Annotated in this window: 8 protein-coding genes; 1 reads left to right on the top strand and 7 read right to left on the bottom strand. The window is 73.2% G+C overall.

The window, feature by feature from the left end; genetic code table 11:
* Window positions 1-10 precede the first annotated feature (10 nt).
* Together OG429_RS29985 and OG429_RS29980 are read right to left on the bottom strand one after the other, a co-directional pair.
* Entirely contained in the window at window positions 11-1,609 is a 1,599-nt protein-coding gene (locus OG429_RS29985; RefSeq protein ID WP_328928366.1) for an outer membrane protein assembly factor BamB family protein, read from the bottom strand.
* A gap of 37 nt (window positions 1,610-1,646) precedes the next feature.
* Window positions 1,647-3,257 carry an AMP-binding protein gene (locus tag OG429_RS29980; RefSeq protein ID WP_328928365.1) on the bottom strand — a complete coding sequence of 537 codons (1,611 nt, stop codon included), beginning with the start codon at window positions 3,255-3,257 and terminating at the stop codon, window positions 1,647-1,649.
* A 108-nt stretch (window positions 3,258-3,365) separates the two neighbouring features.
* Here OG429_RS29980 and OG429_RS29975 point away from each other — a divergent pair, with 108 nt between their 5' ends.
* Window positions 3,366-3,635, top strand: coding sequence for a phosphopantetheine-binding protein (locus tag OG429_RS29975; protein ID WP_328928364.1), 270 nt, complete (start codon window positions 3,366-3,368; stop codon window positions 3,633-3,635).
* A gap of 78 nt (window positions 3,636-3,713) precedes the next feature.
* Here the strand turns inward: OG429_RS29975 and OG429_RS29970 are convergent, their stop codons facing one another.
* The 5 genes from OG429_RS29970 to OG429_RS29950 form a co-directional block, all read right to left on the bottom strand.
* Window positions 3,714-4,967 carry a pyridoxal phosphate-dependent aminotransferase gene (locus OG429_RS29970; RefSeq protein WP_328928363.1) on the bottom strand — a complete coding sequence of 418 codons (1,254 nt, stop codon included), beginning with the start codon at window positions 4,965-4,967 and terminating at the stop codon, window positions 3,714-3,716.
* Window positions 4,964-6,346 carry a KamA family radical SAM protein gene (locus tag OG429_RS29965; protein WP_328928362.1) on the bottom strand — a complete coding sequence of 461 codons (1,383 nt, stop codon included), beginning with the start codon at window positions 6,344-6,346 and terminating at the stop codon, window positions 4,964-4,966. The genes OG429_RS29970 and OG429_RS29965 overlap by 4 nt, the downstream gene beginning before the upstream one ends.
* 266 nt (window positions 6,347-6,612) lie before the next feature.
* Entirely contained in the window at window positions 6,613-8,229 is a 1,617-nt protein-coding gene (locus OG429_RS29960; RefSeq protein WP_328928361.1) for an MFS transporter, read from the bottom strand.
* Between the two features lie 156 nt (window positions 8,230-8,385).
* The gene (locus tag OG429_RS29955; protein ID WP_405922446.1) at window positions 8,386-9,993 is read right to left on the bottom strand and encodes an AMP-binding protein; all 1,608 of its coding nucleotides are present in this window, start codon (window positions 9,991-9,993) and stop codon (window positions 8,386-8,388) included.
* Window positions 9,994-10,073: 80 nt separating this feature from the next.
* Window positions 10,074-26,486, bottom strand: coding sequence for a type I polyketide synthase (locus OG429_RS29950; protein ID WP_328928360.1), 16,413 nt, complete (start codon window positions 26,484-26,486; stop codon window positions 10,074-10,076).
* Window positions 26,487-26,512 lie beyond the last annotated feature (26 nt).

The raw sequence follows: 26,512 nt of genomic DNA, 5'->3' as shown, positions 1-26,512 counted from the left end.
TCCTGTCCGGTCACTTGCCGTCCACCGTGAAGGCGTAGAAGGTGCCCTCGGTGAGGCTGCCGGTGGTTCCGCCGCCGTTGGCGAAGCGGGCGTAGCCGTTGCCCCAGTAGACGGTGCCGTCGACGACCGCGGGGCCCGCGTTGGACGAGTACGGTGCGGTGAAGTCCCACAGGTAGGCACCGGTCGCCGCGTCGAGCGCGTACATGCGGCCGCTGGTGGAGCCGCCGAAGACGACGCCGTTGGCGGCGGTCAGGGCGCCCCAGGCGAAGCCGTCGCTGCGGTCCGCGACCTGCCACAGGATCTTTCCGGTCTGCGGGTCGAGCGCCGCGAACGAGCTGCGGGTCGTCGTGGAGCCGTCGGCCAGCTGGTAGGGCAGCTTGTTGAAGTTGGCCTCGGCGACGTAGATCCGCTTGTCGTCGTTGGCGGTACCCCATTCGATGCCGCCGATGTGGCCGCCGGGGCCGGCCGCCGCGCTCCAGACCACGGCGCCGGTGGCCGCGTCCATCAGCCAGTACTCGCCGCTCTTCTCGCCCGCGCCGATCACCTTGCGGGGGCAGCCGTTCGGGCCCTTGATGGTGAACAGGTGGGCGCCGTCGCCGAAGTCGTAGTCGTAGCCGGGGTTCGGCGGGCAGTTGTTGGGCGGGAATCCGGGGATGCAGCCGGTGTTCCAGGCGTCGAAGCGCTTGGCCCCGGTGTTCCACTTGACGCGGCCGGTCGTCATGTCGAGGGCCAGGACCGTGTCCACGTAGTTGTCCGGTGCGTAGCACTCGGCCGGGGTGTGGCCGGCCGTCTGGCAGTCGCTGACGGACTGCGGGACGGTGTAGTTGTTGCCGGTGGTGAAGTACACCGTGTTGGTCGACGGGTCCAGCGCCGGGGTGCCCCAGACGGCCACGCCGCTGTAGCCGCCGGCCTTGCCGCCGTTGTCGGGGGTCGTGTACTGGCGCCACAGGAGGTTGCCGGTGGCGGCGTCGATGGCGTTCACGCTGCCGCGGAACGTGCAGCAGGGGTAGGCCGGGTCGAGGGCGCCCTCGGACTCGCGGGAGGAGACCCCCTGGTAGATCACGCCTTCGTGCACGACGGGCGACTGGGTCAGCACCGCCTTGTACTGGGTGTCGATCTCCCGCTTCCACACCAGGTTGCCGTTGGAGGCGTCGACCGACATCAGGACGGCCTTGTTCCAGTCGGCGATGTAGAGCTTGCCGCCGACGACGGTCGGGCTGGTCCGGGAGACGGAGGCCGGGTCACCGGTGTAGTCGGAGACCTTGCGCGACCAGATCGGACGGCCGGTCTTGGCCTCCACCTTGTGCAGGTAGCCGCCCCAGTCGGGGAAGTACACGGCTCCGCCGACCACGGCCGGGGTGGCCGAGACGTCGCCGTGGGTGGCGTACGTCCACTTGGCCTTGAGGCGGCCGACGTTGGCCTTGGAGATCGTCGTTTCCTGCGGGTTGGTGCGGCTGTTGCGGAGGTCGTGGCCGCCGGTCGGCCAGGAGGACGGGGGCGAGGACGCGTTGGTGGCCGGCGCGGTGAACAGCGTGGCGGTCAGTGCGGCTACGGCGAGCAGCGCGAATCGGCGGACCACTCCCTGCCGGGACCGGGGTCTTGTGCGCATGGGACTTCCTCTTCCGTGCTGTGATGGGGTTCGTCGATCAGCCGGCGGTCACCGGGACGCGGTTGCCGTGCAGTGCGGCAGCGCGTGCGGTGAGCTCCAGCCGGTCGGTCTTCTTGTTGGTGTTCAGGGGAAACTCGTCCAGCCGGTGGTAGTGGCGCGGGATCAGCTGCGCGGGCAGCAGACCGGCCAGGTCGCGGTGGAACTCCTGCGGCGTGCGCTGCCCGCCGAGGTAGAAGGCGACCAGTTCGGTGCTGTTGGCCACGGGGACGCCGACGACCACCGCGTCGGTCACCGGGGTCCCGGCGCGCAGTGCGTGTTCCACCTCGGCCAGTTCGACCCGGTAGCCCTGCACCTGCACCTGGGAGTCCGTACGGCCCAGGTAGACCAGTTCGCCTCCGGCGAGGCGGCGGACCCGGTCGCCGGTGCGGTACCACAGGACGCCGTCGCGCTCCAGGTACTTGCCCGCTCCGTCCTCGGGGTCCAGGTAGCCGGCCGACAACTGCGGCCCGGACAGCCACAGTTCGCCTTCGTCCACCGCCGGGGCGCCCGCTTCGTCCAGGAGCAGTTCCGCGTGGCCGTCGTGGAGCAGGCCGAGCGGTACCACGCCGTTGACGCCGAGCCGGGTCGACTCCTGCGGGGACCAGCGGTGGCGGTGGGTGGTGATGGTCATCTCGGTCGGGCCGTAGACGTTGATCACCGCGGAGTGGGGGGCGGCCTGCTGCCAGGCGTCGGTGTCCTGGAACTGGAGCGCCTCGCCGCCGAAGTAGGTCCAGCGCAGCGAGGGCATGCTGCCCGGCACCAGGCGGCCGGTGCGGCGGGACAGCGAGATCACGCTGGGGGCCGAGAACCAGACGGTGATGCCGTGCTCGGCGACGAAGGCGGGGAGGTCGCGGTAGGCGTGGGGGGAGACCGAGACCAGCGGGGCGCCCACCGCCCAGGCGCACCACAGGTCCGAGACCGCGGAGTCCCAGTTGAGGTTGGCGGCCTGGGAGAAGACGTCGTCGGACGTGAAGTCGTACCAGGCGTCCATCAGCGCGAAGTAGTGCGCCGTGTTGCCGTGCGTGAGCCGTACGCCCTTGGGCCGGCCGGTGGAGCCGGACGTGAACAGGATGTAGGCCACGTCGTCGGGAGCGGCGGACCGCGGCTGTGCCAGCGCGGTCTCCCGGGCGGCGAACAGCGGCAGCGCTCCGCCGGCGGCCAGCGCCTCGGCCTGCTCGCGGCCGAGGTCCGGTGCGAGCACCGGGAGGCCCCCGAGCCCCGTCGCGAGATCCGTGGCGAGGCCGTCGGGGTCCCGGAGCAGGGCCGCGCCCTCCTCGTCGACGACGAGGGCGGAGACCTCCGCCGACGCGAGCATCGAGGCGATCTTGCCGGGCGGGAAGTCGGCCAGTACCGGCACCGCGGGGAGTCCCGCGTACAGGCTCGCCAGGACGGCGACGTACGAGGTCACGCTGCGGCCCGCCAGGATGCCGACGGCCTTCGGCGGCCCGCCGGGGGCGGCGAGCAGGGCCCCCGCCCAGGACAGGGCCAGTTCGTGGACCGTCGTGTAGTCGACGGTCTCCTTCCCGACGCGCACCGCCACCCCGCGCGGTGAGCGTTCCAGACCGCGCAGAAAACGTGCGTGCAGCGCGGTCCGCGCCAATGGTTCCATTTCTGCTCCTCCTCGCCAGAATTACCGGCAAGCTCTTTTCCGGACGCTTTCCGGGCGCATTTCCGGGATGCATTGACAGCCGTTGGCGGCCGCCCCCATCATTCCCGTATGCCAGAACTCACGAATCACACCTGGGACGGCGCTTTCGAAGCCGTCATTCGCCCGTTCCTGCCCTACCTCTCCCCCGACGAGAAACTGACCGGGGACACACAACTCCGTGACCTGGGGCTTGACTCCATGGGAACGGTCGAACTGCTCGCCGCCCTGGAAGGCGCCTACGACGTCCGCTTCCTGGACGACGCGCTGAAACTGGAGAATTTCGCGAGCCCGGACGTCCTCTGGAAAACCCTGATAACCGAAACCGAATCCGCCGCGTGAGAAAATCGGTCCACCGACCGGCCCGACGAGGATTTCACATCCAAGTCGGGCCGCTTCTCTTTTCGCGGCAGAAGACGGTCAGGGGATCAGCCGCTGAAAACTCTCCTCGATCCTGTCGAGATTCGAGCGGACGTGCGGCAGGGCGAGCGGGTCCCGCGCCTCGAGCGAGAGCTGCTGCTGCTCCGCCGTCTCGCCGTACAGCATGCTGGTGGCGCACTTGAACCTCAGGGCGTCCCCCTCGTCGCCTAGCAGGTGTCCGGCGAGCACCACGATCCCGAGGTCGAGCATCCGCCGGGCCAGCGTCGGCGAGTCGGTCACCTCGTACTTCGCCAGCTCCTCGCGGACCGGCTCGAAGTCGGGGTAGACGTAGAAGGCCCCGGTGGGCGGTCGGCAGCGGGCGCCCGCCTCCACGGTGATGCGGTGGACCTCGCGCGCGACGATCCCGTGCAGCCGGGCGCTGGCCCGGAGCCTGTCGCGGACGTCCTGCGGCTCGCTGAAGGCGTACTCGGCCACCGCCTGCATGGGCCCCGCCAGCGTCGACCAGACCTCGCTGGCCACAGAGACCACTCCGGTGCGGATCCACTCGCCCCAGGGGCCCTGCGGGAAGCGGGCCACACCGATGCGCCAGCCGCCCAGGGCGAGGCTCTTGCTCAGGCCGGTGGCGATGACCGTGCACTCGGGGGCCACTTCGGCGGGGCTGAGGTACTCGGTGGCCGGGTCGTGCACCACGTCCCGGTAGATCTCGTCCGAGACGATCAGCAGCCCCTCCTCCTCGGCGATCGCGCACAGTTCGCGGATGAGCGGGGGCGACGCCAGGGTGCCGGTCGGGTTGTCCGGCAGGGTCAGCACCATGATGCGCGGGTCGCGGCCGAGCACGCGCGCCGCGGTGATGCACTCGCGCAGGGCGTCCGGGTCCGGTACCCCGCCGCACTCCTCGGGGATCGGGACGGCGATCGGGTGCTTGCCGGCCAGCCGGGCCTGCGGGGCGTACGTGTTCCACGCGGGGCGGGGCAACAGCACGTCGCCGGGGACGGCCAGGTTGAGGGCCATCAGCAGCGGTTTGCTGCCCGGGGCGACCACGATCTGGTCGGCGTCGGTGGGGATGCGGCGGCGGTTGAAGTACCCCGCGGCGGCGCCCCGGACCGCGGGCGAGCCGGCCACCGGCCCGTAGGCGTTGCGGGTCGCCCCGGCGGCGAGCCGTTCCACCAGCGGCGCGAACGCGGGGAGTCTGGACTCCCCGAAGCCGAGGTGGATCAGCGGCTCGCCGGCCGCCTGGCGCTGTGCCACCAGCTGGTTGAGGGCCAGGTTCGGTGACATCCGCATGTCGCTCATGCCGGGCTCCCCACCGGTGCGGCCGCCTTGGTCCCGAAGAGCTCCTTCTCGCCCTGCCACGCCGGTCCGGCGAGCGCACGCGCGATGTCGGCCGGTACGGTGCGGTCGAGCCGCAGTTCGTCCAGCCAGGCGGCCTCGGGGTCGAAGTGCGCCAGGAAGGGCCGGCCGACCAGGGAGGGATCACGGGCCTGGACCATCTGCAGCTGGAAGAACCGGCCCTCGGCGTTCTCGACGACGCCGTCCACGGCCACCTTGCCGGGAGTCGCGGACATCACCGGGCCGCGGACCGTACGGGCCAGGCCCGGGAGGGTGCGGTAGGCCGACTGGAAGATCTCGGCAGCCCGGGCGAGCGGCACCCGGAAGTAGTCGTACGGGCCGGTGTCGCGCTCCACGAACATGTAGTACGGGACCGAACCGGCGGCGAGTTCGGCCCGCCACATCCGGCTCCAGACGTCCGGGTCGTCGTTGACGCGGGCGATCAGCGGCGCCTGGCAGTAGACGAGGGCGCCGGTGGACCTGATCCGGGCGATCGCGCGACGCGCCAGGTCGGTGCCGAGCTCCCGGGGGTGGCTGAAGTGCGCCATGACGGCGAGGTTGCGGCCGGAGGCCACGACCTTCTCGAAGAGACGCAGCACGTCGTCGGCGTCCGGGTCGGTGACGAACCGCTGCGGCCAGTACGCGACGGACTTCGTACCGATCCTGATGGTCCGTACGGTGTCCACGGAGAGCAGCGGCTCCAGGTGGGAGCGCAGCCGCTCAGTAGACATCACCATCGGGTCGCCACCGGTCACCAGCACGTCGGTGACGTCGGGGTGGGAGCCGAGGTAGGAGATGAGGCCGCTCGGGTCGGGCGCCGCGAAGCGCAGGTCCGCGTCCCCGACGAACTGGGCCCAGCGGAAGCAGTAGGTGCAGTACGAGTGGCAGGTCTGGCCCTGGCTCGGGAAGTACAGGACCGTCTCGCGGTACTTGTGCTGGAGCCCGGCGATCTCGGCGCCCTCCCGGGTGGGGACGTTGAGCTCCTTCTGGCCGGACGGGTGCGGGTTGAGCCGGCCGCGGATCTGCTGGACGAGGGTCCGCAGGGCGATCTTCGAAGCGGGGTCCGCGGACAGGGTGGCCAGGTCCCGCTCGTTCTGCTCGGTGAGCATCCCCTTCTGGGGGAAGACCAGTTGGAACATCGGGTCGTCCGGGATGCGGTCCCAGTCGATCAGCTGCGACAGGACGTACTCGTTGACCCGGAAGGGCAGGACCATCGACACGAGCCGGACGGTCTCCCGTATGTCGGCGGGCAGGCCGTGGCGGTCGGCGATCTCGTCGAGCTGCCGCGGCCCGTATGCGCGGAACCGTGCCGTCTCGACAGAATCGGTTGCCAGCAGGGACATGCGGATATTCCTCCAGCCTGGTGCCTGGCAGTTCCGAGCGTCTGCTCGAATGCGGTTCGATGCTAGGGAGAGGAATCGGCCACCGGACCCCAGATCGGACCCCAGCCCTACCCTTACGGCGGCCCCTGGCGCCCGGCGGCCGGGAAGGGGTTCGGGACGGTCCCCGGGCATGGCGAAGCCGCCCAGGACCGGCGGGGGTTCAGGTCCTGGGCGGCTGTCGGTGGGCCCTGTGGCAGGGCCTGTGGGGGGTGTGGGGCGGCTGCGCGTCAGGCCGTGCCGGTGCCCGGCTGGCCGGCCCGCTCCACCGGGGCGGCCTGGGCGGCCAGTTCGGCGGCCCGCTGGTTGTCGGTCTGGACGGCGCGCAGCCCGATCAGGGCGAACACGGCGGCGCCCGCCATGACGACCGCGCCGGCCACCGAGGCGGCGTGCACCTCGGTCGTGAACGCGGCGCGGGCCGCCTCGATCAGGTTGGCCGAGGCCTCGCCCGAGAGCTTGCCGGCGGCGGCCAGGGCTCCGCCGATGGTCTCGCGGGCCTGGTCCAGCGCGTCGGCGGGCACCCCGGCCGGGGCGTCCAGCTCGGAGCTGTTGCGGTACACGGCGGCGCCGATGCTGCCGAGGACGGCGACGCCGAGGGCGCCGCCGAGCTCCTGGCCGGTCTGGAGCAGGGCGGAGGCGGTACCGGCGCGCTCCGGCGGCACCTGGCCGACGACGAGCTCGGTGACCAGGGTGAGGACCGGGGTGAGCCCGACGGCGAGCGCGATGATGCCGATCAGGATCAGGACCAGGCCGTCCTCGGCGGGCACCTGGGTGAGCATCAGGAGCGCCAGGGTGGCGATGGTGAACCCGGCGCCGATGATGTGGGCGGGCTTGACGGTGCGCACGAGCACGGTGGCGACGGGCACGACGGCGCCCACGGCGAGGGTGCCGGGGATCGTCCACAGCGCGGACTTCAGCGCGGTCATGCCGAGGACCGACTGCATGTACTGGGTGCTGAAGAGCGAGTAGCCGACCAGGGTGAAGCAGGCCAGCATGTTGACGGTCACCGAGGCGCCGAACGCGCGGTTGCGGAACAGCGAGATGTCGATCATCGGGTCGGAGCTGGTGCGCTGGCGCCGCAGGAACAGCGGGACGATGGCCAGGCCGACCGCGATGGCGACGACGTGGGTGACGGCGAAGCCGTCCACGGCGATCTTCTTGAAGCCGTAGATGACCGGCAGCACGATGGCGAGCGAGAGCGCGGCGCTTACAGGATCGAACTTTCCGGCCGCGGCGTCCTTGAACTCCGGCAGCAGGAACGGCGCCGTCACCAGCAGGAGCAGCATCACGGGGACGTTGATGAGGAAGACCGAACCCCACCAGAAGCCGGTGAGGAGCGCGCCGCTGACCACGGGGCCCAGCGCCGCGCCGGCGGCCATGCCGGTGGACCACACCGCGACGGCGGTGCGCCGCTGGGTCTGGTCGCGGAACAGGTTGCGGATCAGCGCCAGGGTGGAGGGCATGAGGGTCGCGCCGCCGATGCCCTGCAGGGCCCGGGCGATGATGATCATCTCGGGGTTGGATGCGTAGGCGGCGAGCAGGGAGCCGCCGCCGAAGACCACGGCACCGATCAGCAGGAGGCGGCGGCGGCCGATGCGGTCGCCGAGCGCACCCATGGTGAGCAGGACTCCGGACAGGACGAAGCCGTAGATGTCGATCATCCACAGCTGCTCGCTGCCGGACGGCTTCAGGTCCTCGCTGATGGAGGGGATCGCGAAGTAGAGGACCGTCAGGTCCATGGAGACGAGCAGCACGGGCAGGAGCAGAACGCCGAGGGCGATCCATTCCTTACGGCCCGCTTTAACCTCCGGTCCGGTGTTGTCGTTCTCGCTCAGGGAGCTGGTCATGGGGGCTGTCCAATGCTGTCGGGACGGGGCGTACGTATCAGTGAACGGAAAGCGGGGATGCGGGGGGAGCGTCCGGACGCGAACAGGGGTCAGGACAGGGGTCGGAACAGGGGTCGGAGCAGGGGTCTGTACCGGGGGGCGGGGCCGGGCCGGGGGTCAGCCCTCCTCCGCGGCGCGCGCCGCCAGGGCCCTGCGGTCGGTCTTGCCGTTGGGGGTGAGCGGCAGGCCGGGGATCAGGCCGACCTTCCGCGGAACCATGTACTCGGGCAGTGTCTGCTTGCAGAACGCGCTGATCACGAGGGGGTCGGCGGTGAACCCGCGGGCCGGGACGACGTACGCGTACAGCTCGGGGTCGTCGCCCTGCCGCGGGCGCACCACCGCCGCGGCCGCTTCGACGCCCGGGAACTCCAGGAGCCGGCGCTCGATCTCCCCCAGCTCCACCCGGTTGCCGCGAATCTTGACCTGGAGGTCGGACCGGCCGACGAAGTACAGCTCACCACTCTCGCCCCGGTATGCCAAGTCATTTGACTTGTAGACCAGTTGGCCGGACCTCGGGTTGAGCGGATCGGGCACCAGGACGGCGCGCGTGGCCTCCGGGTCGTCCCAGTAGCCGGTGAAGAGCGACGGTCCGCGCAGGTGGATCTCGCCCACCGCTCCCGGCTCCTCGACGGGCCTGCCGTCCTCGTCGATCAGCAGCATCTCGGCGCCGGGGTAGGCGAATCCGATGGACAGCTTGTCGGCGCCCTCGGGCAGCGGGTTCGGCACGTCGGTGAGGGAGAAGGCCATCGCCTCGGTGGGGCCGAAGCAGTTCACGACGCGGGTCCGCGGCAACAGGCTCTGCAACTGCCGCAGTTCAGGCAGCGGGAAGGCCTCGCCGGAGAAGAGCACCCCGCGCAGCTGGCCGGCCAGCGCGGCCAGCCCCTTGGCCTCGTGGCGCAGTACCGGCCGCCAGATGGACGGCACGCCGTCCACCTGCGTGGCGCCCGTCTCGGTGAGGAAGCGCAGCAGCCTGCGCGGCCAGTGCATCAGCTCGCGCGGTACGGGGATCAGCTGCGCGCCCGAGCCGAGCGCGAGCCCGATGTCCAGCAGCGCGAAGTCGAACTGGAGCGGCGAGGTGGTGGCGAGCCGGTCCTCGGCCGTGACGATGGAGTGCTGGAGCATGCCCCGGTAGAAGGAGAGCACTCCGCGGTGGCTCATGACCACGCCCTTGGGGCGCCCGGTGGTTCCCGAGGTGAAGATCATGTACGCGGCGTCCGTGCCGACCGCCTCGCGCCGGTGCCGGGTACGGGGCGCGGGAGCCCGCTCCACGGTGATCCCGTCCGGGCCGAACCGGGCCGTGCCGATGGACTGTGGAACCTCCTCGCGCTTGCCGTCCACCGTCTGCAGGTGCAGGGCGGGCTCGGCGGTGGCGGCGATGGCCAGCAGCCGCGGGGTGGGGACCTCCGGGCTCACCGGGATGAAGGTGAGCCCGAGCATCGAGCAGGCGAGGAGAACGGCCACGGCGGCGGCGGAGTTGTCCGACTCCAGGATCACCCGGTCGCCGATGTCGAGGCCGAGCGAGTCCAGGGTGACCGCGTAGTCGTGGGCCCTGCGCTCCAGCTGCCGGTAGGTCAGCACGCGTGCGGAGCCGTCCGGGCCGGCCTCCCAGGCGGCCGGGCTGTCCGGTGCGGTCCTGGCCGCCGCCAGCATGAACTCGTGGATGCGTGTCGCCGGTTCGTGGACCGCCGCCGGTCCGGCCGCCGGGCGTACCGTGCTCAGGCTCACCGTCGTGCCACCTCTCCTCGTCTCGGTCGGTTCGGCCGTCTCGTTCGGTTCGGTCGGTTCGGTCGTCGTCGTCCGGCTCATCAGGAGATCCGCTCCTTGAGGTCCGTCAGCCAGCGGTCGATGACCGGGGCCGTCGTGTCGACGTGCTGCTCGACGATGGTGAAGTGCGTGCCGGGCACGGTCGCCACGGTGTCCGCGCCGTCCCAGTCGGCCTGCCAGTCGGCGTCGGGCGCGATCTCCGCGTCCTCCCCCATCTCGAAGAGGTCCCCGGCCCGTACGAAGAGCACCGGCGCCTCGATGGCGTCCTGCCGGAACTGCGGCAGGAGCTCCACGTACCGCCCCATCGCGGAGAGTTCGGCGCTGCTGAAGTTGCCGAGCGTGGCCGCCTTGCCGGGGACGGCGAAGGCCATCTGGTCGAAGATCGCGTCGTTGGTCTCGCCCATGTAGTAGGTGTCCAGCAGGACCAGCCCGGCGGGCCGTACCCCGTGCACCCGCTCCAGGCGGGCCACGGTGGCGTGGGCGAGCAGGCCGCCCGAGGAGAAGCCGAGCAGGGCGAACGGCTCCCCGCCCGCGGTGCGCAGCACGGCTTCGGCGAGTACGTCCACCGCCGCCTCGAACGACTCCGGCAGTGCCTCCCCGCGCCCGAATCCGGGGGTGGGGATACCGGACACGGGCATCGAGAGCCGGGCCGCGAGCCGCGCGTGCTGGTGCACGCCGCCCGCCACGGTCGGCGTGCTGAGGCAGATCAGCCGGGGCGCCTTCGCGTCCTCGCCCTGCGGCCGGGTGCGTGCCCCGTAGGACACCGCCGCGGGCAGGTCCGCCAGGTCGGCCGCCGAGCCGAAGGCGGGCCGCAGCGCGGCCACGGACCGCAGCATCGCCAGGCCGGGCTGGAGGTTCCCCGACATGATCGCGTCGAGGAACAGCCCGTACAGCGTGTCGTCGAGCCGGTCGTCGGCGTGCGCCGACGGCGCGTCGGCCCGCCCGGGCTCCCCGGGGGCGGCGCCCAGCCGCTCGGCGACCTGCCGGGCCAGAGCCAGCGGGTTCTTGCTGTCGAAGACCACCATGGCCGGCAGGGAGAGGCCGGAGGCCGCGTTCAGCCGGTTGCGCAGTTCGACCGCGGTCAGCGAGTCGAATCCGGCTTCCAGGAAGCCCGCTTCGGGGTCGACCGCGCTCGCGTCGGCGTGTCCGAGGACCTCGGCGGCGTGGGTAAGCACCGCTTCGAGTACGGCCTTCTCGCGCTCGGCGGCGCCGAGCGCGCGGACCTTCTCGCGCAGCGCGCCGGCCTCGGCGGCTCCGGCCGCGGCGCCGGCCCGGCGCCGCGCGGTGGGTGCCAGGCCCCGCAGCAGCGCGGGCACCTCGTCGGTACGGGCCCGCAGGGCTCCCAGGTCCACCCGCAGCGGTACGAGGGCGGGGGCGTCGGCCGCGACCGCCGCGTCGAAGAGCCACAGGCCCTCCTCCTCGGACAGGGCGGGCGTTCCGCTGCGCCGCATCCGCTGGAGGTCGGCCTCACCGAGCCACTGGCTCAGCCCGGTCTCGGTGTCCCACAGGCCGAAGGCCATCGAGGTGGCCGCGAGCCCCTGCGAGCGGCGGTGGGCCGCGAGCGCGTCGAGGAAGACGTTCGCCGCCGCGTAGTTGCCCTGTCCGGCGGCCATGACCAGGCCGCCGGCCGAGGAGAACAGCGCGAACGCGGACAGTTTGTGACCAGCCGTCAGTTCGTGCAGGTGCCAGGCCGCGTCGGCCTTGGCGGACAGTACGGTGTCCACCTGCTCCGGGGTGAGCGCCCCGACCAGGCCGTTGTGCGCCACACCGGCGGCGTGGACGATCCCGCGCAGCGGATGCGCCGGGTCGATGCCGTCGATCAGGGCGGCCACGGCGGCCCGGTCGGACACGTCGCAGGCGGCGATGTCCACCTGGGCCCCGAGCGCGGCCAGTTCCTCGCGCAGCCCGGCCGCGCCCGGCGCGCCCGCTCCCCGGCGGCTGGTCAGCAGCAGGTGCCGCACTCCGTGCGTGGTCACGAGGTGCTTGGCGACGAGCGCCCCCAGGCCTCCCGTACCGCCGGTGATCAGGACGGTCCCCTCGGCGTCCCACGGCGTGTCGCCGCCTGCCGCCGCGGACCGGGTGAGGCGAGGCGCGAGGACCTTGCCCTGCCGGACCGCGAGCTCCGGCTCGCCCGAGGCGAGCGCGGCGGCCAGCGCCTTCGGGGACACCTCGGCCTCCTCCAGGTCGAGCAGTACGAACCGGCCGGGATTCTCCGCCTGCGCGGCCCGCACCAGCCCCCAGACGGGGGCCTGCCGTACGTCGACCGGGTCGCCGTCGGCGACGGCCGCCGCGGCCCGCGTGACCAGGACCAGCCGCGACTGCGCGAACGCGGGCTCGGCCAGCCAGTGCTGTACGGCGGCGAGCGCCGTACCGACCGCGGTCCGCACTCCGGCGGGGACGTCCTCCTCACGGCCCGCGCCGGGCCCGGTCGCGAGGACCGGCAGCAGCACGGTGTCGGGCACGTCGGCGCCCTCGGCGCCCAGCGCGTCGAGTCCGGGGGCCACGGGAACGCCGGCGATCTCCAGGCCGGGACCCGCGACCGTCCACGCTCCGCGCGGTCCGGAGCCGCCGCCGACCGGCTGCCAGTCGACGGCCAGGAGCGCGTCGCGGAAGCCGCCGGTGGCCAGCTGCGCGGCGGCTACCGGACGCAGCTGCAGAGCGGCCACCGAGGCCACCGGCGCTCCGGCCGGGTCGGCGAGGTCTATGCGTACGGCGTTGCGCTGCCCCTCGACGGGAGCGAGACGGACCCGTACGGCGGTCGCGGACGCGGCGTGCAGGGTGACGCCCTCCCACGAGAAGGGGAGCAGCGCGACCCCCTCGTCCTCCTCGGCACCGAGCCCGCCGAAGCCGAGGGCGTGCATCGAGGCGTCGAGCAGCGCCGGGTGGAGTCCGAACCGTCCGGCGTCGGCGTGCGCCTGCTCGGGCAGCTCGATCTCGGCGTACAGGGCGTCGTCCAGCCGCCAGGCGGCGGTCAGGCCCTGGAAGACCGGGCCGTAGCCGAACCCGCGCTCTTGGAGCCGGTCGTACAGTTCGGCGGCGTCCAGCTGGGCCGCGCCGGTGGGCGGCCACGCGGTGAGGCCGTCGCCGGGCCCGGTGGCGCCGGGGGCGAGGAAGCCGTCGGCGTGCCGGGTCCACGGCTCGTCGGGCCTGTTCTCCGGGCGCGAGTAGACCTGCACGGTGCGCCGGGCCCGGGCGTCGGGTTCGCCCACGACGACCTGGACGGCGACGCCTCCGCGCTCCGGCAGCACGAGCGGGGCCTGGAGGGTGAGTTCTTCCAGGAGTTCGCAGCCGACGTGGTCGCCGGCCTGCAGCGCGAGCTCCACGAAGCCCGTGCCGGGGAGCAGGACGCTGCCGTGCACGGTGTGGTCGGCCACCCACGGCTGGGCGTCCAGCGAGATCCTGGCCGTGAAGGTCACCGCGTCGGCGTCGGGGGACGACAGGACGGCCGCGAGCAGCGGGTGGTCCAGGGCGTCCTGGCCGACGGCGACGGCATCGGTGGCGGGCTTGGCGGCGTCGACCCAGTAGCGGGTGCGCTGGAAGGGGTAGGTGGGCAGGTCGACGCGCTGGGCGCCGGTGCCGGCGTAGTACGCCTCCCAGTCGACGCGTACGCCGGCCACGTGCAGCTGCGCGAGGGCGGTGACGAGCGACTCGGGCTCCGCGCGGTCCTTGCGGAGAGCGGCCGCCGAGACGGACTGCTCGGCGTCGAGTACCTGCTGGGCGAGTCCGGTGAGGACACCGCCGGGCCCGATCTCCAGGAACCGGGTGACGCCTTCCTGCTCCAGCGTGCGCACGGCGTCGGCGAAGCGGACGGCTTCACGGACCTGGCCGACCCAGTACTCGGGCGACCCCCAGTCCGCACCGGACCGGTCACCCGTCACGGTCGAGACGGCCGCGACCCGCGGCTCCCCGTACGCCAGCTCCCCGGCGACGGCCCGGAACTCGTCGAGCATCGGATCCATCAGCGAGGAATGGAACGCGTGCGAGACGGACAGCCTGCTGGTCTTGCGACCCGCCGCCTCGACATGCCCGCCGAGCGCCAGGACCGCAGCCTCCACACCCGAAACCACCACGGATTCCGGCCCGTTGACCGCCGCGATAGCGACACCGTCGCCCAGCAGCGGCAGCACCTCGTCCTCGGTTGCCTGCACGGCCAGCATCGCACCACCCGCGGGCAGTGCCTGCATCAGACGGCCACGTGCCACGACCAGCCGGGCCGCGTCAGCGAGCGACAGCACCCCGACCGCGTGGGCGGCGGCCAGCTCACCGATCGAATGCCCGGCGACCACGTCGGGCTTCACGCCCCACGCCTCGACCAGCCGGAACAACGCCACCTCAAGCGCGAACAACGCCGACTGCGTGATCGCCGTCGCGTTCAGCGCCTCCGCGTCCTCACCCCACACCACCTCACGCAACGACCGCCCCAGATGCGGGTCGACCTCCGCACACACCGCGTCGAAAGCCTCGGCGAACACCGGGAAGGACGCGTACAACTCCCGCCCCATACCGAGGCGTTGTGCACCCTGCCCCGTGAACAGGAACGCGGTCTTTCCGGAGCGGCGCGCCAGGTCCCGGACCACCGCGGGTGCGTTGCGGCCCTGGGCCAGGGCGGTCAGCCCGTGCAGCAGCTCCGAACGCTCCGTTCCCACGACCACCGCCCGGTGGGCGAACGCCGTGCGCGAGGAGACCAGTGAGAGGCCGATGTCCGTCGCGTCGCTCTCCGGCCGGTCCGTGACCTGCTCCAGCAGGCGTTCGGCCTGGGCTGCGAGGGCCTGCGGGGTCTTGGCCGACAGCACCCAGGGCAGGGCCGGGAGTCCGGCCCGTTCGGCCTGCGCCTCCGCACCTTCGGGGGCCTCCTCGACGATGACGTGGGCGTTCGTCCCGCTGATGCCGAAGGAGGAGACGGCGGCCCGGCGGGGCCGGTCCGTGGTCTGCCATTCCCGGGCCTCGGTGAGCAGTTCCACGCTCCCCGCCGCCCAGTCCACCTGGTCGGACGGCGCGTCCACGTGCAGGGTCTTCGGCAGCGTCCCGTGGCGCATGGCCATGACCATCTTGATGATGCCCGCGACGCCCGCGGATGCCTGGGTGTGGCCCATGTTGGACTTGATGGAGCCCAGGTAGAGGGGCCGGCCCTCGGGGCGGTCCTGCCCGTACGTCGCCAGCAGTGCCTGCGCCTCGATCGGGTCGCCCAGGGTCGTACCGGTGCCATGTGCCTCCACCGCGTCGACCTCGACCGCCGACAGACCGGCGTTGGCCAGCGCCTGGCGGATCACCCGCTGCTGCGAGGGCCCGTTCGGCGCGGTCAGACCGTTCGACGCACCGTCCTGGTTCAGGGCGGACCCGCGGACGACGGCGACCACCGGGTGGCCGGCCCGCCGCGCGTCGGAGAGCCGCTCCAGGAGCAGGACGCCCGCGCCCTCGCCCCAGGCGACACCGTCGGCCGAGGCGGCGAAGGACTTGGACCGGCCGTCGGGGGCGAGCCCGCGCTGCCGGCTGAACTCCACGAACATGCCCGGTGTGCCCATGACGGCGACACCGCCGGCCAGGGCGAGGGAGCACTCCCCCGACCTCAGCGCCTGCACCGCCATGTGCAGTGCGACCAGCGAGGACGAGCAGGCCGTGTCCACGGTGACCGAGGGGCCTTCGAGCCCGAGCGTGTACGACGTACGGCCGGAGACGAGGCTGCCGCCGCTGCTGGCCGCGGCCTCCACGCCGAGGGCGTAGTCGTGGTACATCACACCGGCGAACACGCCGGTCGAACTGCCCTTGAGGGCCGCCGGGTCGATACCGGCCCTCTCGATCGCCTCCCAGGACACCTCCAGCAGCAGCCGCTGCTGCGGGTCCATCATCAGCGCCTCGTTCGGGCTGATCCCGAAGAACACCGGGTCGAACTCGGCCGCGTCGTAGAGGAATCCGCCTTCGCGGGCGTACGTCCGGCCGGGCGTGCCCGGCTCCGGGTCGTAGACCTCCGGGTCCCAGCCCCGGTCGGCCGGGAACCCGCCGATGGCGTCGACGCCTCCGGCCACGAGGTCCCACAGCTCGTCCGGCGTGGTCACCCCGCCCGGGTAGCGGCAGCCCATCCCCACGATCACGATCGGGTCGTCCACGTCCGGTCCGCCGGAGGCGGCCGGCACGGCGCGGGCGGGTACGGGTGCGATGTGGCTCCGGCCGGCCACCTCGGCGCCGATGTGTGCGGCCACGGACTGCGCGGTCGGGTAGTCGAAGATCAGCGTGGCGGGCAGCCGCAGCCCGGTCGCCGAGCCGAGCCGGTTGCGCAGCTCCACGGCGGCGAGCGAGTCGAAGCCCAGCTCGCTGAAGGCCCGCTCGGGCTCGATCGCGTCCGGCGAGGCGTGGCCGAGGACACCGGCGACCTGGCCGCGTACGAGGTCGAGGAGCGCCGCGGCCTGCCCGTCGGCGTCCAGCCCGGCCAGCCGTGCGAGCAGCCCGTCGCCGCCGTCCGCGGACTGCGCGGCCCGGCGCACCGGGACGCGTACGAGGCCACGGAGGAGGGCGGGAAGCTCTTCGGCCCGGCCGCGCAGGACGTTGGTGTCGATCCGCAGGGGGACGAGGGCGGGCTGTCCCGAGCGCAGGGAGAGGCTGAACAGCGCCAGGCCCTCGGCCTGGGAGAGGGCGGGCAGGCCCTGGGCCGCCATGCGCTCCTCGGCCAGGTCCAGCATGGTGGTCATGCCGGTGTTGACGCCCCAGAGGCCGAAGGCCATCGCGGTGGCCGCCAGCCCCTCCGCGCGGCGGTGAGCCGCGAGCGCGTCGAGGAAGACGTTGGCGGCCGCGTAATTGCCCTGACCGGCCGCCAGCACCAGACCGCCCGCCGACGAGAACATGACGAACGCCGACAGGTCCAGGCCCCGGGTCAGCTCGTGCAGATGCCAGGCCGCGTCCGCCTTCGGACGCAGCACGGCGTCCATGCGCTCGGGAGTGAGGGCTCCGATGACGCCGTTGTCGGCGACTCCGGCCACGTGGACCACGCCCGTCAGGGGGTGCGCCGGATCCACACCGTCCAGGACCGCCTTCAGCGCGTCCCGGTCCGCCACGTCGCACGCGGCGACGGCGACCGAGGCACCCGATTCCGTGAGATCCGCGAGCAGTCCGTCGACGCCGGGCGTGTCCGCGCCCCGCCTGCCCAGGAGCAGCAGGTGCCGTATCCCGTGCTCGGCCACCAGGTGGCGGGCCACCAGGGCGCCCAGGCCGCCCGTACCGCCCGTGATCACGACGGTTCCGGCCGCGTCCCACACCGGCTCCGCGCCGTCGTCCGCCGACACCCGGGCCAGCCGCGGCACCGACACCTCACCGGCGCGTACGGCCGACTCGGGCTCGCCCAGGGCCAGTACCCGCGCCAGGTCCACCGAGTCGTCGGTGTCGATCAGCGCGAACCGGCCCGGGTTCTCCGCCTGCGCCGACCGCACCAGACCCCACACCGGAGCCTGCCGCACATCGACGGCCTCACCGTCGCCGACGGCCACCGCACCCCGCGTGACCACCGCCAGCACCGCGCCCTCGGGACGCTCCTCGGCCAGCCAGTCCTGGACCGCCGCCAAGGCCCGGTTGGCCAGGTCGTGCACGGCGGCCGGGACGTCCGTGTCCGCCGGGTCGCACTCGAAGACGACCGTGCCTTCGGGCAGGCTCTGGGAGCCCGCCGAGGCCGGCACGGGCAGCGGGTTCCAGGCGATGCGGAAGAGCGAATCGGTTCCGCCCGCGTCGAGCTGCTCCGTGGAGACGGGCCGGCCGACGACCGCGCCGACGGTGGCGACGGGGGCGCCGGTGGCATCGGCCACCTGCAGCGAGAGGCTCTCCGGCGTGGGCTGGGTGATCCTCACCCGTACGGCGGAGGCTCCCGCCGCGTGCAGCGTGATGTCCTTCCAGACGAAGGGCAGTACGGTCTCGTCGCCGCCGGTGCCGTTCACCAGTGCCGCGTGCATGGCGGCGTCCAGGAGCGCGGGGTGGAGTCCGAACTCCGCGGCCTCGGCGTGCGACTGCTCCGGCAGCGCGACCTCGGCGTAGAGCACGTCGCCCCGCCGCCAGGCCGCCTTGAGGCCCTGGAACGTCGGACCGTAGCCGAAGCCGCGCTCGCGCAGGCCCTCGTACGCGCCGTCCAGGGGCAGTTCGTCCGCTCCCGCGGGCGGCCACGCGGCCAGGTCGAAGCCGGGGGCTCCGGCGCGCGTGGCGAGCACGCCGTCGGCGTGCAGGGTCCACGGCAGGTCCGGCCGGTCCTCGGCGCGCGAGTAGACGCTCACCGACCGCCGCCCGGAGGCGTCGGCCGCGCCGACGACCATCTGTACGGTCAGCGCGCCGCGCTCGGGGAGGATCAGCGGTGCCTGGAGTGCCAGCTCCTCCAATACGTCGCAGCCCACCTGGTCACCGGCGCGTACCGCCAGCTCCACGAAGCCGGTACCCGGCAGCAGGACGTTCCCCAGGACCTCGTGATCGGCGATCCAGGCGTGGGTGCTCGCGGACAGCCGGCCGGTGAAGGTGACCAGGTCGGTGTCCGGGGAGGGCAGGACCGCGCCGAGCAGCGGGTGCCCGGCATCGGTCAGGCCTGCGGTCGCCATGCTGCCGCTGCCGGAGCCGATCCACGAGTTGGCGAGGTACTCCTCGGTGCCGATCCAGTAGCGGGTGCGTTGGAAGGCGTAGGTGGGCAGGTCGACGCGGCGGGCGCCGGTACCGGCGTGGAACGCCTCCCAGTCGACGGCCACGCCGTGGACGTGGAGCTGGGCCACGGCGGCGACCAGGGTCTCCGGCTCGGAGCGGTTCTTGCGCACGGCCGCGACGAGCACGGCGTCGTCCAGGCTCTGCGCGGCGAGGCCGGTCAGGATCCCGTCCGGGCCGATCTCCAGGAACCGGGTCACACCCTGCTGCTCCAGCGTGCGGACGGCGTCGGCGAAGCGGACGGCCTCACGGACCTGCCCGACCCAGTACTCGGGCGACTGCCACGCCTCCGACAGCTCACCCGAGACCGTGGAGACGACCTGCACGCGAGGAGCGTTGAAGGTCAAGGCCTCGGCAACGGTCCGGAACTCGTCCAGCATCGGGTCCATCAGAGCCGAGTGGAACGCGTGCGACACCGACAGACGGCTGGTCTTGCGACCCGCCGCCGAGAAGTGCTCACCCACGGCCAGGACCCCGGCCTCGACACCCGAGACCACCACCGACTGCGGACCGTTCACCGCCGCGACACCGACACCATCGGACAGCAGCGGCAGCACCTCCGCCTCCGTGGCCTGCACGGCCAGCATCGCACCACCCGCAGGCAGCGCCTGCATCAGACGGCCACGCGCCACCACAAGTTGAGCCGCATCCGCCAACGACAACACACCGGCGACATGCGCCGCCGCCAGCTCACCGATCGAATGACCGGCCACCACATCGGGCTTCACACCCCACGCCTCGACCAGCCGGAACAACGCCACCTCAAGCGCGAACAGGGCGGGCTGGGTGATCGCGGTCGCGTTCAACGCCTCCGCATCCTCACCCCACACCACCTCACGCAACGAGCACCCCAGATGCCCGTCGACCTCCGCACACACCGCGTCGAACGCCTCGGCGAACACCGGGAAGGACACGTACAACTCCCGCCCCATACCCAGCCGCTGCGCACCCTGCCCCGTGAACAGGAACGCCGTCCGGCCACCGGACTGTGTCTGTCCGGCGACCACCGCGGGGTGGGTCTCGCCCGCCGCGAGGGCCGCGAGCGCGCTCTCGCGCTCACCCACCACCACGGCCCGGTGCTCCATCGTGCTGCGCGCCGAGGCCAGGGTGTGCCCGATGTCCTCGGGGCGGTACGCGTCCGCCACCGCGAGCAGCCGCTCGGCCTGGCCGGCCAGCGCCTTCGCGGACTTCGCCGACAACACCCAGGGAGCCACGGACGGTTCGCCACCGGCCTCGGCCTCCGCTTCGGCGGGCCGCGGGGCGGCGGGAACCTCTTCGACGATCACGTGGGCGTTGGTCCCGCTGATGCCGAAGGAGGAGATGCCGGCCCGGCGCGGACGGCCGTCGGCCTGCCATTCCCGGGCCTCGGTGAGTAGTTCCACCTCGCCCGCCGACCAGTCGATCTGGTCCGAGCGCTCCTCGGCGTGGAGGGTCGGCGGCAGCACACCGTGCCGCATCGCCATGACCATCTTGATGATGCCCGCGACGCCCGCCGCGGCCTGCGTGTGGCCCATGTTGGACTTGATGGAGCCCAGCCACAGCGGCTGGCCCTCGGGCCGGTCCTGTCCGTACGTGGCCAGCAGCGCCTGCGCTTCGATCGGGTCGCCCAGGGTCGTACCGGTGCCGTGTGCCTCCACCGCGTCGACCTCGAACGCCGACAGACCGGCGTTGGCCAGCGCCTGGCGGATCACCCGCTGCTGCGCGGGACCGTTCGGCGCGGTCAGACCGTTCGACGCACCGTCCTGGTTCAGCGCCGAACCCCGCACCGTCGCCAGGACCGGGTGCCCGTTGCGCCGCGCGTCCGAAAGCCGCTCCAGCAGCAGCATTCCGGCGCCCTCGCCCCAGCCCGTGCCGTTCGCGTTCACACCGAACGACTTGCACCGGCCGTCGGGGGCGAGGCCGCGCTGCCGGCTGAACTCGACGAAGACCTCGGGGGTGGCCATGACGGCGACGCCGCCGGCCAGGGCGAGGGAGCACTCCCCCGACCTCAGCGCCTGCGCCGCCATGTGCAGCGCGACCAGCGAGGACGAGCACGCCGTGTCCACGGTGACGGCCGGCCCCTCGAGGCCGAACACGTACGAGACGCGCCCGGAGGCGATGGCTCCGGTGCTGTTGTTGGCGGCGTAGTCGTGGTACATCATCCCGGCGTAGCAGCCGGTCATGCTGCCGCGCAGGGTCTCCGGGTCGATCCCGGCCCGCTCGAACACCTCCCAGGCCGTCTCCAGCAGCAGGAACTGCTGCGGGTCCATGACAGCCGCCTCGTTGGGGCTGATCCCGAAGAAGGCCGGGTCGAACTCGCCCGCCTCGTGCAGGAAGCCGCCCTCGCGGGCGTAGCTGGTGTGGGGCCGCTCGGCGGTCGGGTCGTAGATGCGGTCGAGGTCCCATCCGCGGTTGGCGGGGAAGCCGGAGACGGCGTCGACGCCGTCGGCGACCAGCTGCCACAGGTCCTCGGGGGTGCGTACGCCGCCGGGGTAGCGGCAGGCCATGGCGACGATCACGATCGGGTCGTCGTCGACGGCTCCGCCGGACCGGACCGCGGTGGCCGCTGGGCCCGACTGCCCGGTGGATCCGTCGAGTTCGTCGAGGAGGTGGCGGGCCAGCGCGCGCGGGTTGGGGTAGTCGAAGGCGAGGGTGGCGGGCAGCCGGACGTCGGCGGCGGCGCTGACGGCGTTGCGGAACTCGACCGCGGTGAGCGAGTCGAAGCCGAGCTCGCTGAACGCCCGCGTCTCGTCGACCGCGTGCGCCCCCGGGTATCCGAGGGTGACGGCGACCTGCGTACGGACCAGGTCGAGCAGGACGGCCGTGCGCTCCTCCCGGTCCAGTCCGGCCAGTCGGCCCCGCAGGGCGCCGGCCGCCTCGGGGGCCGACACCGCGCTCCTGCGCGCCCGTACGCGGACCAGGCCGCGGAAGAGCGGCGGCAGGGCCTCGCCCGCCTCGGCGAGCGTGCGCACGTCGAGGCGGATCGGGACGACGAGCGGGTTGTCGACCGTCAGGGCCCGGTCGAAGAGGTCCACCCCGTATGCAACGGTGAGCGCGCCGATGCCGGTGCGGCTCATCCGCTGGAGGTCGGCGTCGGTCAGGGAGCCGGACATGCCGCTCGCCCACAGGCCCCAGGCGAGGGACTGGGCGGGCAGGCCGTGGGCGCGCCGGTGGGTGGCGAGAGCGTCGAGCAGGGCGTTCGCCGCACCGTAGTTGCCCTGTCCGGGCACGCCCAGGACGCCGGTCGCGGAGGAGAACAGCACGAAGGCCGACAGCTCCAGGCCGCGGGTCAGTTCGTGCAGGTGGAGCGCCGCGTCGGCCTTGGCGGCGAGTACGGTGTCCAGGCTCTGCGGGGTCAGCGAGGCGATGAGCGCGTCGTCGAGCACGCCGGCGAGGTGGACCACGCCGGTGAGCGGCACGCCGGTGATGAGCGCGGCGAGGGCGTCGCGGTCTCCCGCGTCGCAGGCGGCGACGGTGGCCTCGGCGCCGAGTCCGCGCAGTTCGGCGCGGAGTTCGACGGCTCCCGGGGCGTCCGCACCGCGCCGCGAGACCAGCAGGAGGCTGCGTACGCCGTGGGCCTCGACCAGCTGCCGGGCCACCAGGCGGCCGAGGGCGCCGGTCGCGCCGGTGACCAGGACGGTGCCGTTGCCGAAGTCGGGCCGGACGCGTCGCTCGGGGTCGTCGGTGAGGCGGGCGAGGCGCGCGCCGTGCACGGTCGTGCCGCGTACGAGGGTCTGGGGCTCGTCGGCGGCCACCGCGGCGGCGGCCTCCCCCGCGTCGGCGAGGTCGGAGAGGTCCGTGAGGAGGAACCGGTCCGGGTTCTCGGCCTGTGCGGAACGCACCAGGCCCCACACGGCCGCGCCGGCCAGGTCGGTGACGTCCTCGCCGGGCCGGGCCACGGCCCCGGAGGTCGCGACGAGCAGCCGCGAGGCGGCGTACCGCTCGTCGGCGAGCCAGCTCTGCAGGACGGCGAGCACCCTGGCGGTGGCGGCGCGCACCGACGCCGGGTCCGACCCGGGCAGCGAGCGCAGGACGACGGTCTGCGGTACGGGCCCGTCGGCGGGCAGGGTGTCCCAGTCGGCCGGTGCGGCCGCCGGGGCCGCGGGGGCGGGCAGCGCGGTCCAGTCGAGGGCGAAGAGGGATTCGTGGGCGACCGTGCGGGCGGCGGCGAGCTGCTCGGCGGAGACCTCGCGCAGGACCAGGGAGTCCACGGACAGCACCGGTCGGCCCGTCTCGTCGCCGACGGACAGGGCGATGGCGCCCGCGCCGTCGGGTGCGATCCGGACCCGCAGCCGGTTGGCGCCGGAGGCGTGCAGCCGCACTCCCGTCCAGACGAACGGCAGGACCGGGCCCTGGGCCCCGGCGAACAGGCCGGTGAAGACGGAACCGTGCAGCGAGGCGTCCAGCAGCGCCGGGTGCAGGCCGAACGCGGCTGCGTCGGCGTGGGCCCGCTCCGGCAGGGCGACCTCGGCGTACACCTCGGTCCCTGCGGCCCAGGCGGCCGAGAGCCCGCGGAAGGCCGGGCCGTACGGGAGGCCGGCCTCGGCCAGCGCCTCGTACACGCCGTCCGTCTCGATCGGGGTGGCGGCGGCGGGCGGCCAGGTGTCCAGGCCGAGGGAGTCGAGAGCGGAGTCCGCGGCGGTGGCCAGGACGCCGGCCGCGTGCAGGGTCCACGGCTGGTCGGGCTGGTCGTCCCGGCGGGAGTGGACGCTGACCGGTCGCCGCCCGGAGGCGTCCGCGGCGCCGACCTCGACCTGGAGGGCGACCGCGCCGCGCTCGGGCAGGACCAGGGGAGCCTGGAGCATCAGCTCTTCGAGCAGTTCGCAGCCGACCTGGTCGCCCGCACGCACGGCGAGCTCCACGAAGCCGGTGCCGGGGAAGACCACGGAGTCGCCGACGACGTGGTCGGCGAGCCAGGGCTGGGCCGATACGGAGACCCTGCCGGTCAGGACCACGCCGCCGGAGTCGGCGAGGGAGACCACGGCGCCGAGCAGCGGGTGCCCGGCGGCGGCCAGGCCGGCTGCCGAGAGGTCGCCGAGGGCGCCGGTGCCCTCGACCCAGTAGCGGGTGCGCTGGAAGGCGTAGGTGGGCAGGTCGACGCGGCGGGCGCCGGTACCGGCGTAGAAGGCCTCCCAGTCGACGGCCGTGCCGGAGGCGTAGAGCTGGGCCACGGCGGTGACCAGGGCCTCGGGCTCGGGGCGGCTGCGGCGCAGGGCCGGTACGAGGACCGCCTGCTCGGAGGCGGCGCTCTGCTGGGCGAGTCCGGTGAGGATGCCGTCGGGGCCGATCTCCAGGAAGCGGGTGACGCCCTCCTGTTCCAGGGCGCGGACGGCGTCGGCGAACCGGACGGCCTCCCGGACCTGGGAGACCCAGTAGTCCGGGGACTGCCAGCGGGCGCCGGGGCGGTCGCCGGTCACCGTGGACACGGCCGCGATGCGCGGCTCCTCGTACGTCAGCTCCTGCGCGACGGCCCGGAAGGCGTCGAGCATCGGCTCCATGAGGGGCGAGTGGAAGGCGTGCGAGACGGCGAGACGGCTGGTCTTTCGTCCGGCCGCGGTGAAGTGTTCGCCGATCGCGAGGACGGCGTCCCCGGTTCCCGAGACGACCACGGATTCGGGGCCGTTGACGGCGGCGATGTCCACGCCGTCGGTGAGCAGCGGGAGGACTTCCTGCTCGGTGGCCTGGACGGCGAGCATCGCGCCGCCGTCGGGCAGTTCCTGCATCAGGCGCCCGCGGGCGACCACCAGGCGGGCCGCGTCGGCGAGCGACAGCACGCCCACGGCGTGGGCGGCGGCCAGCTCGCCGATCGAGTGCCCGGCGACCGCGTCGGGGGTGATGCCCCAGGCTTCCACGAGCCGGAACAGGGCGACTTCGAGGGCGAACAGGGCGGGCTGGGTGATCGCGGTCGCGTTCAGCGCCTCCGCGTCCTCACCCCACACCACCTCACGCAACGACCGGCCCAGGTGCGGGTCGATCTCCGCGCACACCGCGTCGAAGGCCTCGGCGAACACCGGGAAGGACGCGTACAACTCCCGCCCCATCCCGAGGCGTTGCGCGCCCTGGCCGGTGAACAGGAACGCGGTCCGGCCCTTCGCCACCACCCCGCTCACCACACCCGGGTGCGGCTGCCCCTCGGCCAGCGCGGCGAGACCGGCGAGCGCGGCGTCCCGGCCGTCCGCCAGGACGACGGCACGGTGGTCGAGCGCCGCGCGGCTCGTGGCCAGCGAGTAGGCCAGGTCCGCGGATCCGGGCTCCGGTGCGGCCGTGACGTGGGCGCGCACCCGGCCCGCCTGGGCGGCCAGCGCCTGGGCGTCGCGGCCGGAGACCGGCCAGGGCAGGAGGGCGGGCAGCGGTACGACGGCGGCGGCGGACGGCTCCTGCGGCGCGTCGGCGGACTCGGCGGGCTCGGCCGGCTCCTCGGCGGGGGCTTCCTCCAGGATGACGTGGGCGTTGGTGCCGCTGACTCCGAACGCGGAGACGCCGGCCCGTCGCGGCCGGTCCTCGGCGCGCTCCCACTCACGGGATTCGGCCAGCAGCCGGACCTGGCCCGCGGTCCAGTCGACGTGGCTCGACGGTTCGTCGACGTGCAGGGTCTGCGGCAGCACTCCGTTGCGCAGGGCCATGACCATCTTGATGACGCTGCCGACACCGGCGGCGGCCTGCGCGTGCCCGAGGTTGGACTTGATGGAGCCCAGCCACAGCGGCTGCCCCTCGGGGCGGTCCTGCCCGTAGGTGGCCAGCAGCGCCTGCGCCTCGATGGGGTCGCCCAGGGTCGTACCGGTGCCGTGCCCCTCGACGACGTCCACCTGCGTGGCCGGGATCCGGGCGTTGGCGAGCGCCTGGCGGATGACCCGCTGCTGGGCCCGGCCGTTGGGGGCGGTCAGACCGTTGCTGGCGCCGTCCTGGTTGACGGCGCTGCCGCGTACGACGGCCAGCACGGGGTGGCCGTTGCGGCGCGCATCCGCCAGCCGTTCGAGTACGAGCATGCCCGCGCCCTCGGACCAGCCGGTGCCGTCGGCCGCCTCGGCGAAGGCCTTGCAGCGGCCGTCGGGGGCGAGGCCGCGCTGCCGGCTGAACGCGATGAACGGCGAGGGGGTGGACATCACCATGACGCCGCCGGCGAGGGCCAGCGAGCATTCCCGCTGGCGGAGCGCCTGGGCGGCCAGGTGGAGGGAGACGAGGGAGGAGGAGCACGCCGTGTCGACGGTGACCGCGGGGCCTTCCAGCCCCAGGGTGTAGGAGATCCGGCCGGATATGACGGCGGCCGCGTTGGCCGTGGTCATGTAGGCCTCGGCGACCTCGCCCGCCGCGCCGATCAGGTACTCGTAGTCCTGGATCCCGGAGCCGGCGAACACGCCGACCGGCTTGCCGCGCAGCGACACCGGGTCGATGCCGGCCCGCTCGATCGCCTCCCAGGACACCTCCAGCAGCAGCCGCTGCTGCGGGTCCATGGTCAGCGCCTCGTTGGGACTGATCCCGAAGAACCCCGCGTCGAAGCCGGCGACGTCCTGGACGAAGCCGCCCTCGTGGACGTAGCTGCTGCCGGACTCGGTGCTCTCCTGCTCATCGCCGCGGAGCCCGTCGAGGTCCCAGCCCCGGTCGGTGGGGAAGGTGGTGATGGCGTCCCGGCCGTCGGCCACGAGCCGCCACAGGTCGTCCGGGGTGCTGATGCCTCCGGGGTAGCGGCAGCTCATCGCCACGATGGCGATGGGCTCGTGGTCCTGGTTCTCGACCTCCTGAAGCCTGCGGCGGGTCTGGTGCAGATCCGCCGTGACCCGCTTGAGGTAGTCGAGAAGCCTTGCGTCGTCATTGGACATCTTGGTCCCACCGAGTCCTTGTTCAT

Origin of the sequence: Streptomyces sp. NBC_00190 (genome assembly GCF_036203305.1) — a bacterium.
GTDB lineage: Bacteria > Actinomycetota > Actinomycetes > Streptomycetales > Streptomycetaceae > Streptomyces.
The sequence above is the reverse complement of the archived record's forward strand: the minus strand, read 5'-3'. Positions and strand labels throughout refer to the sequence as shown.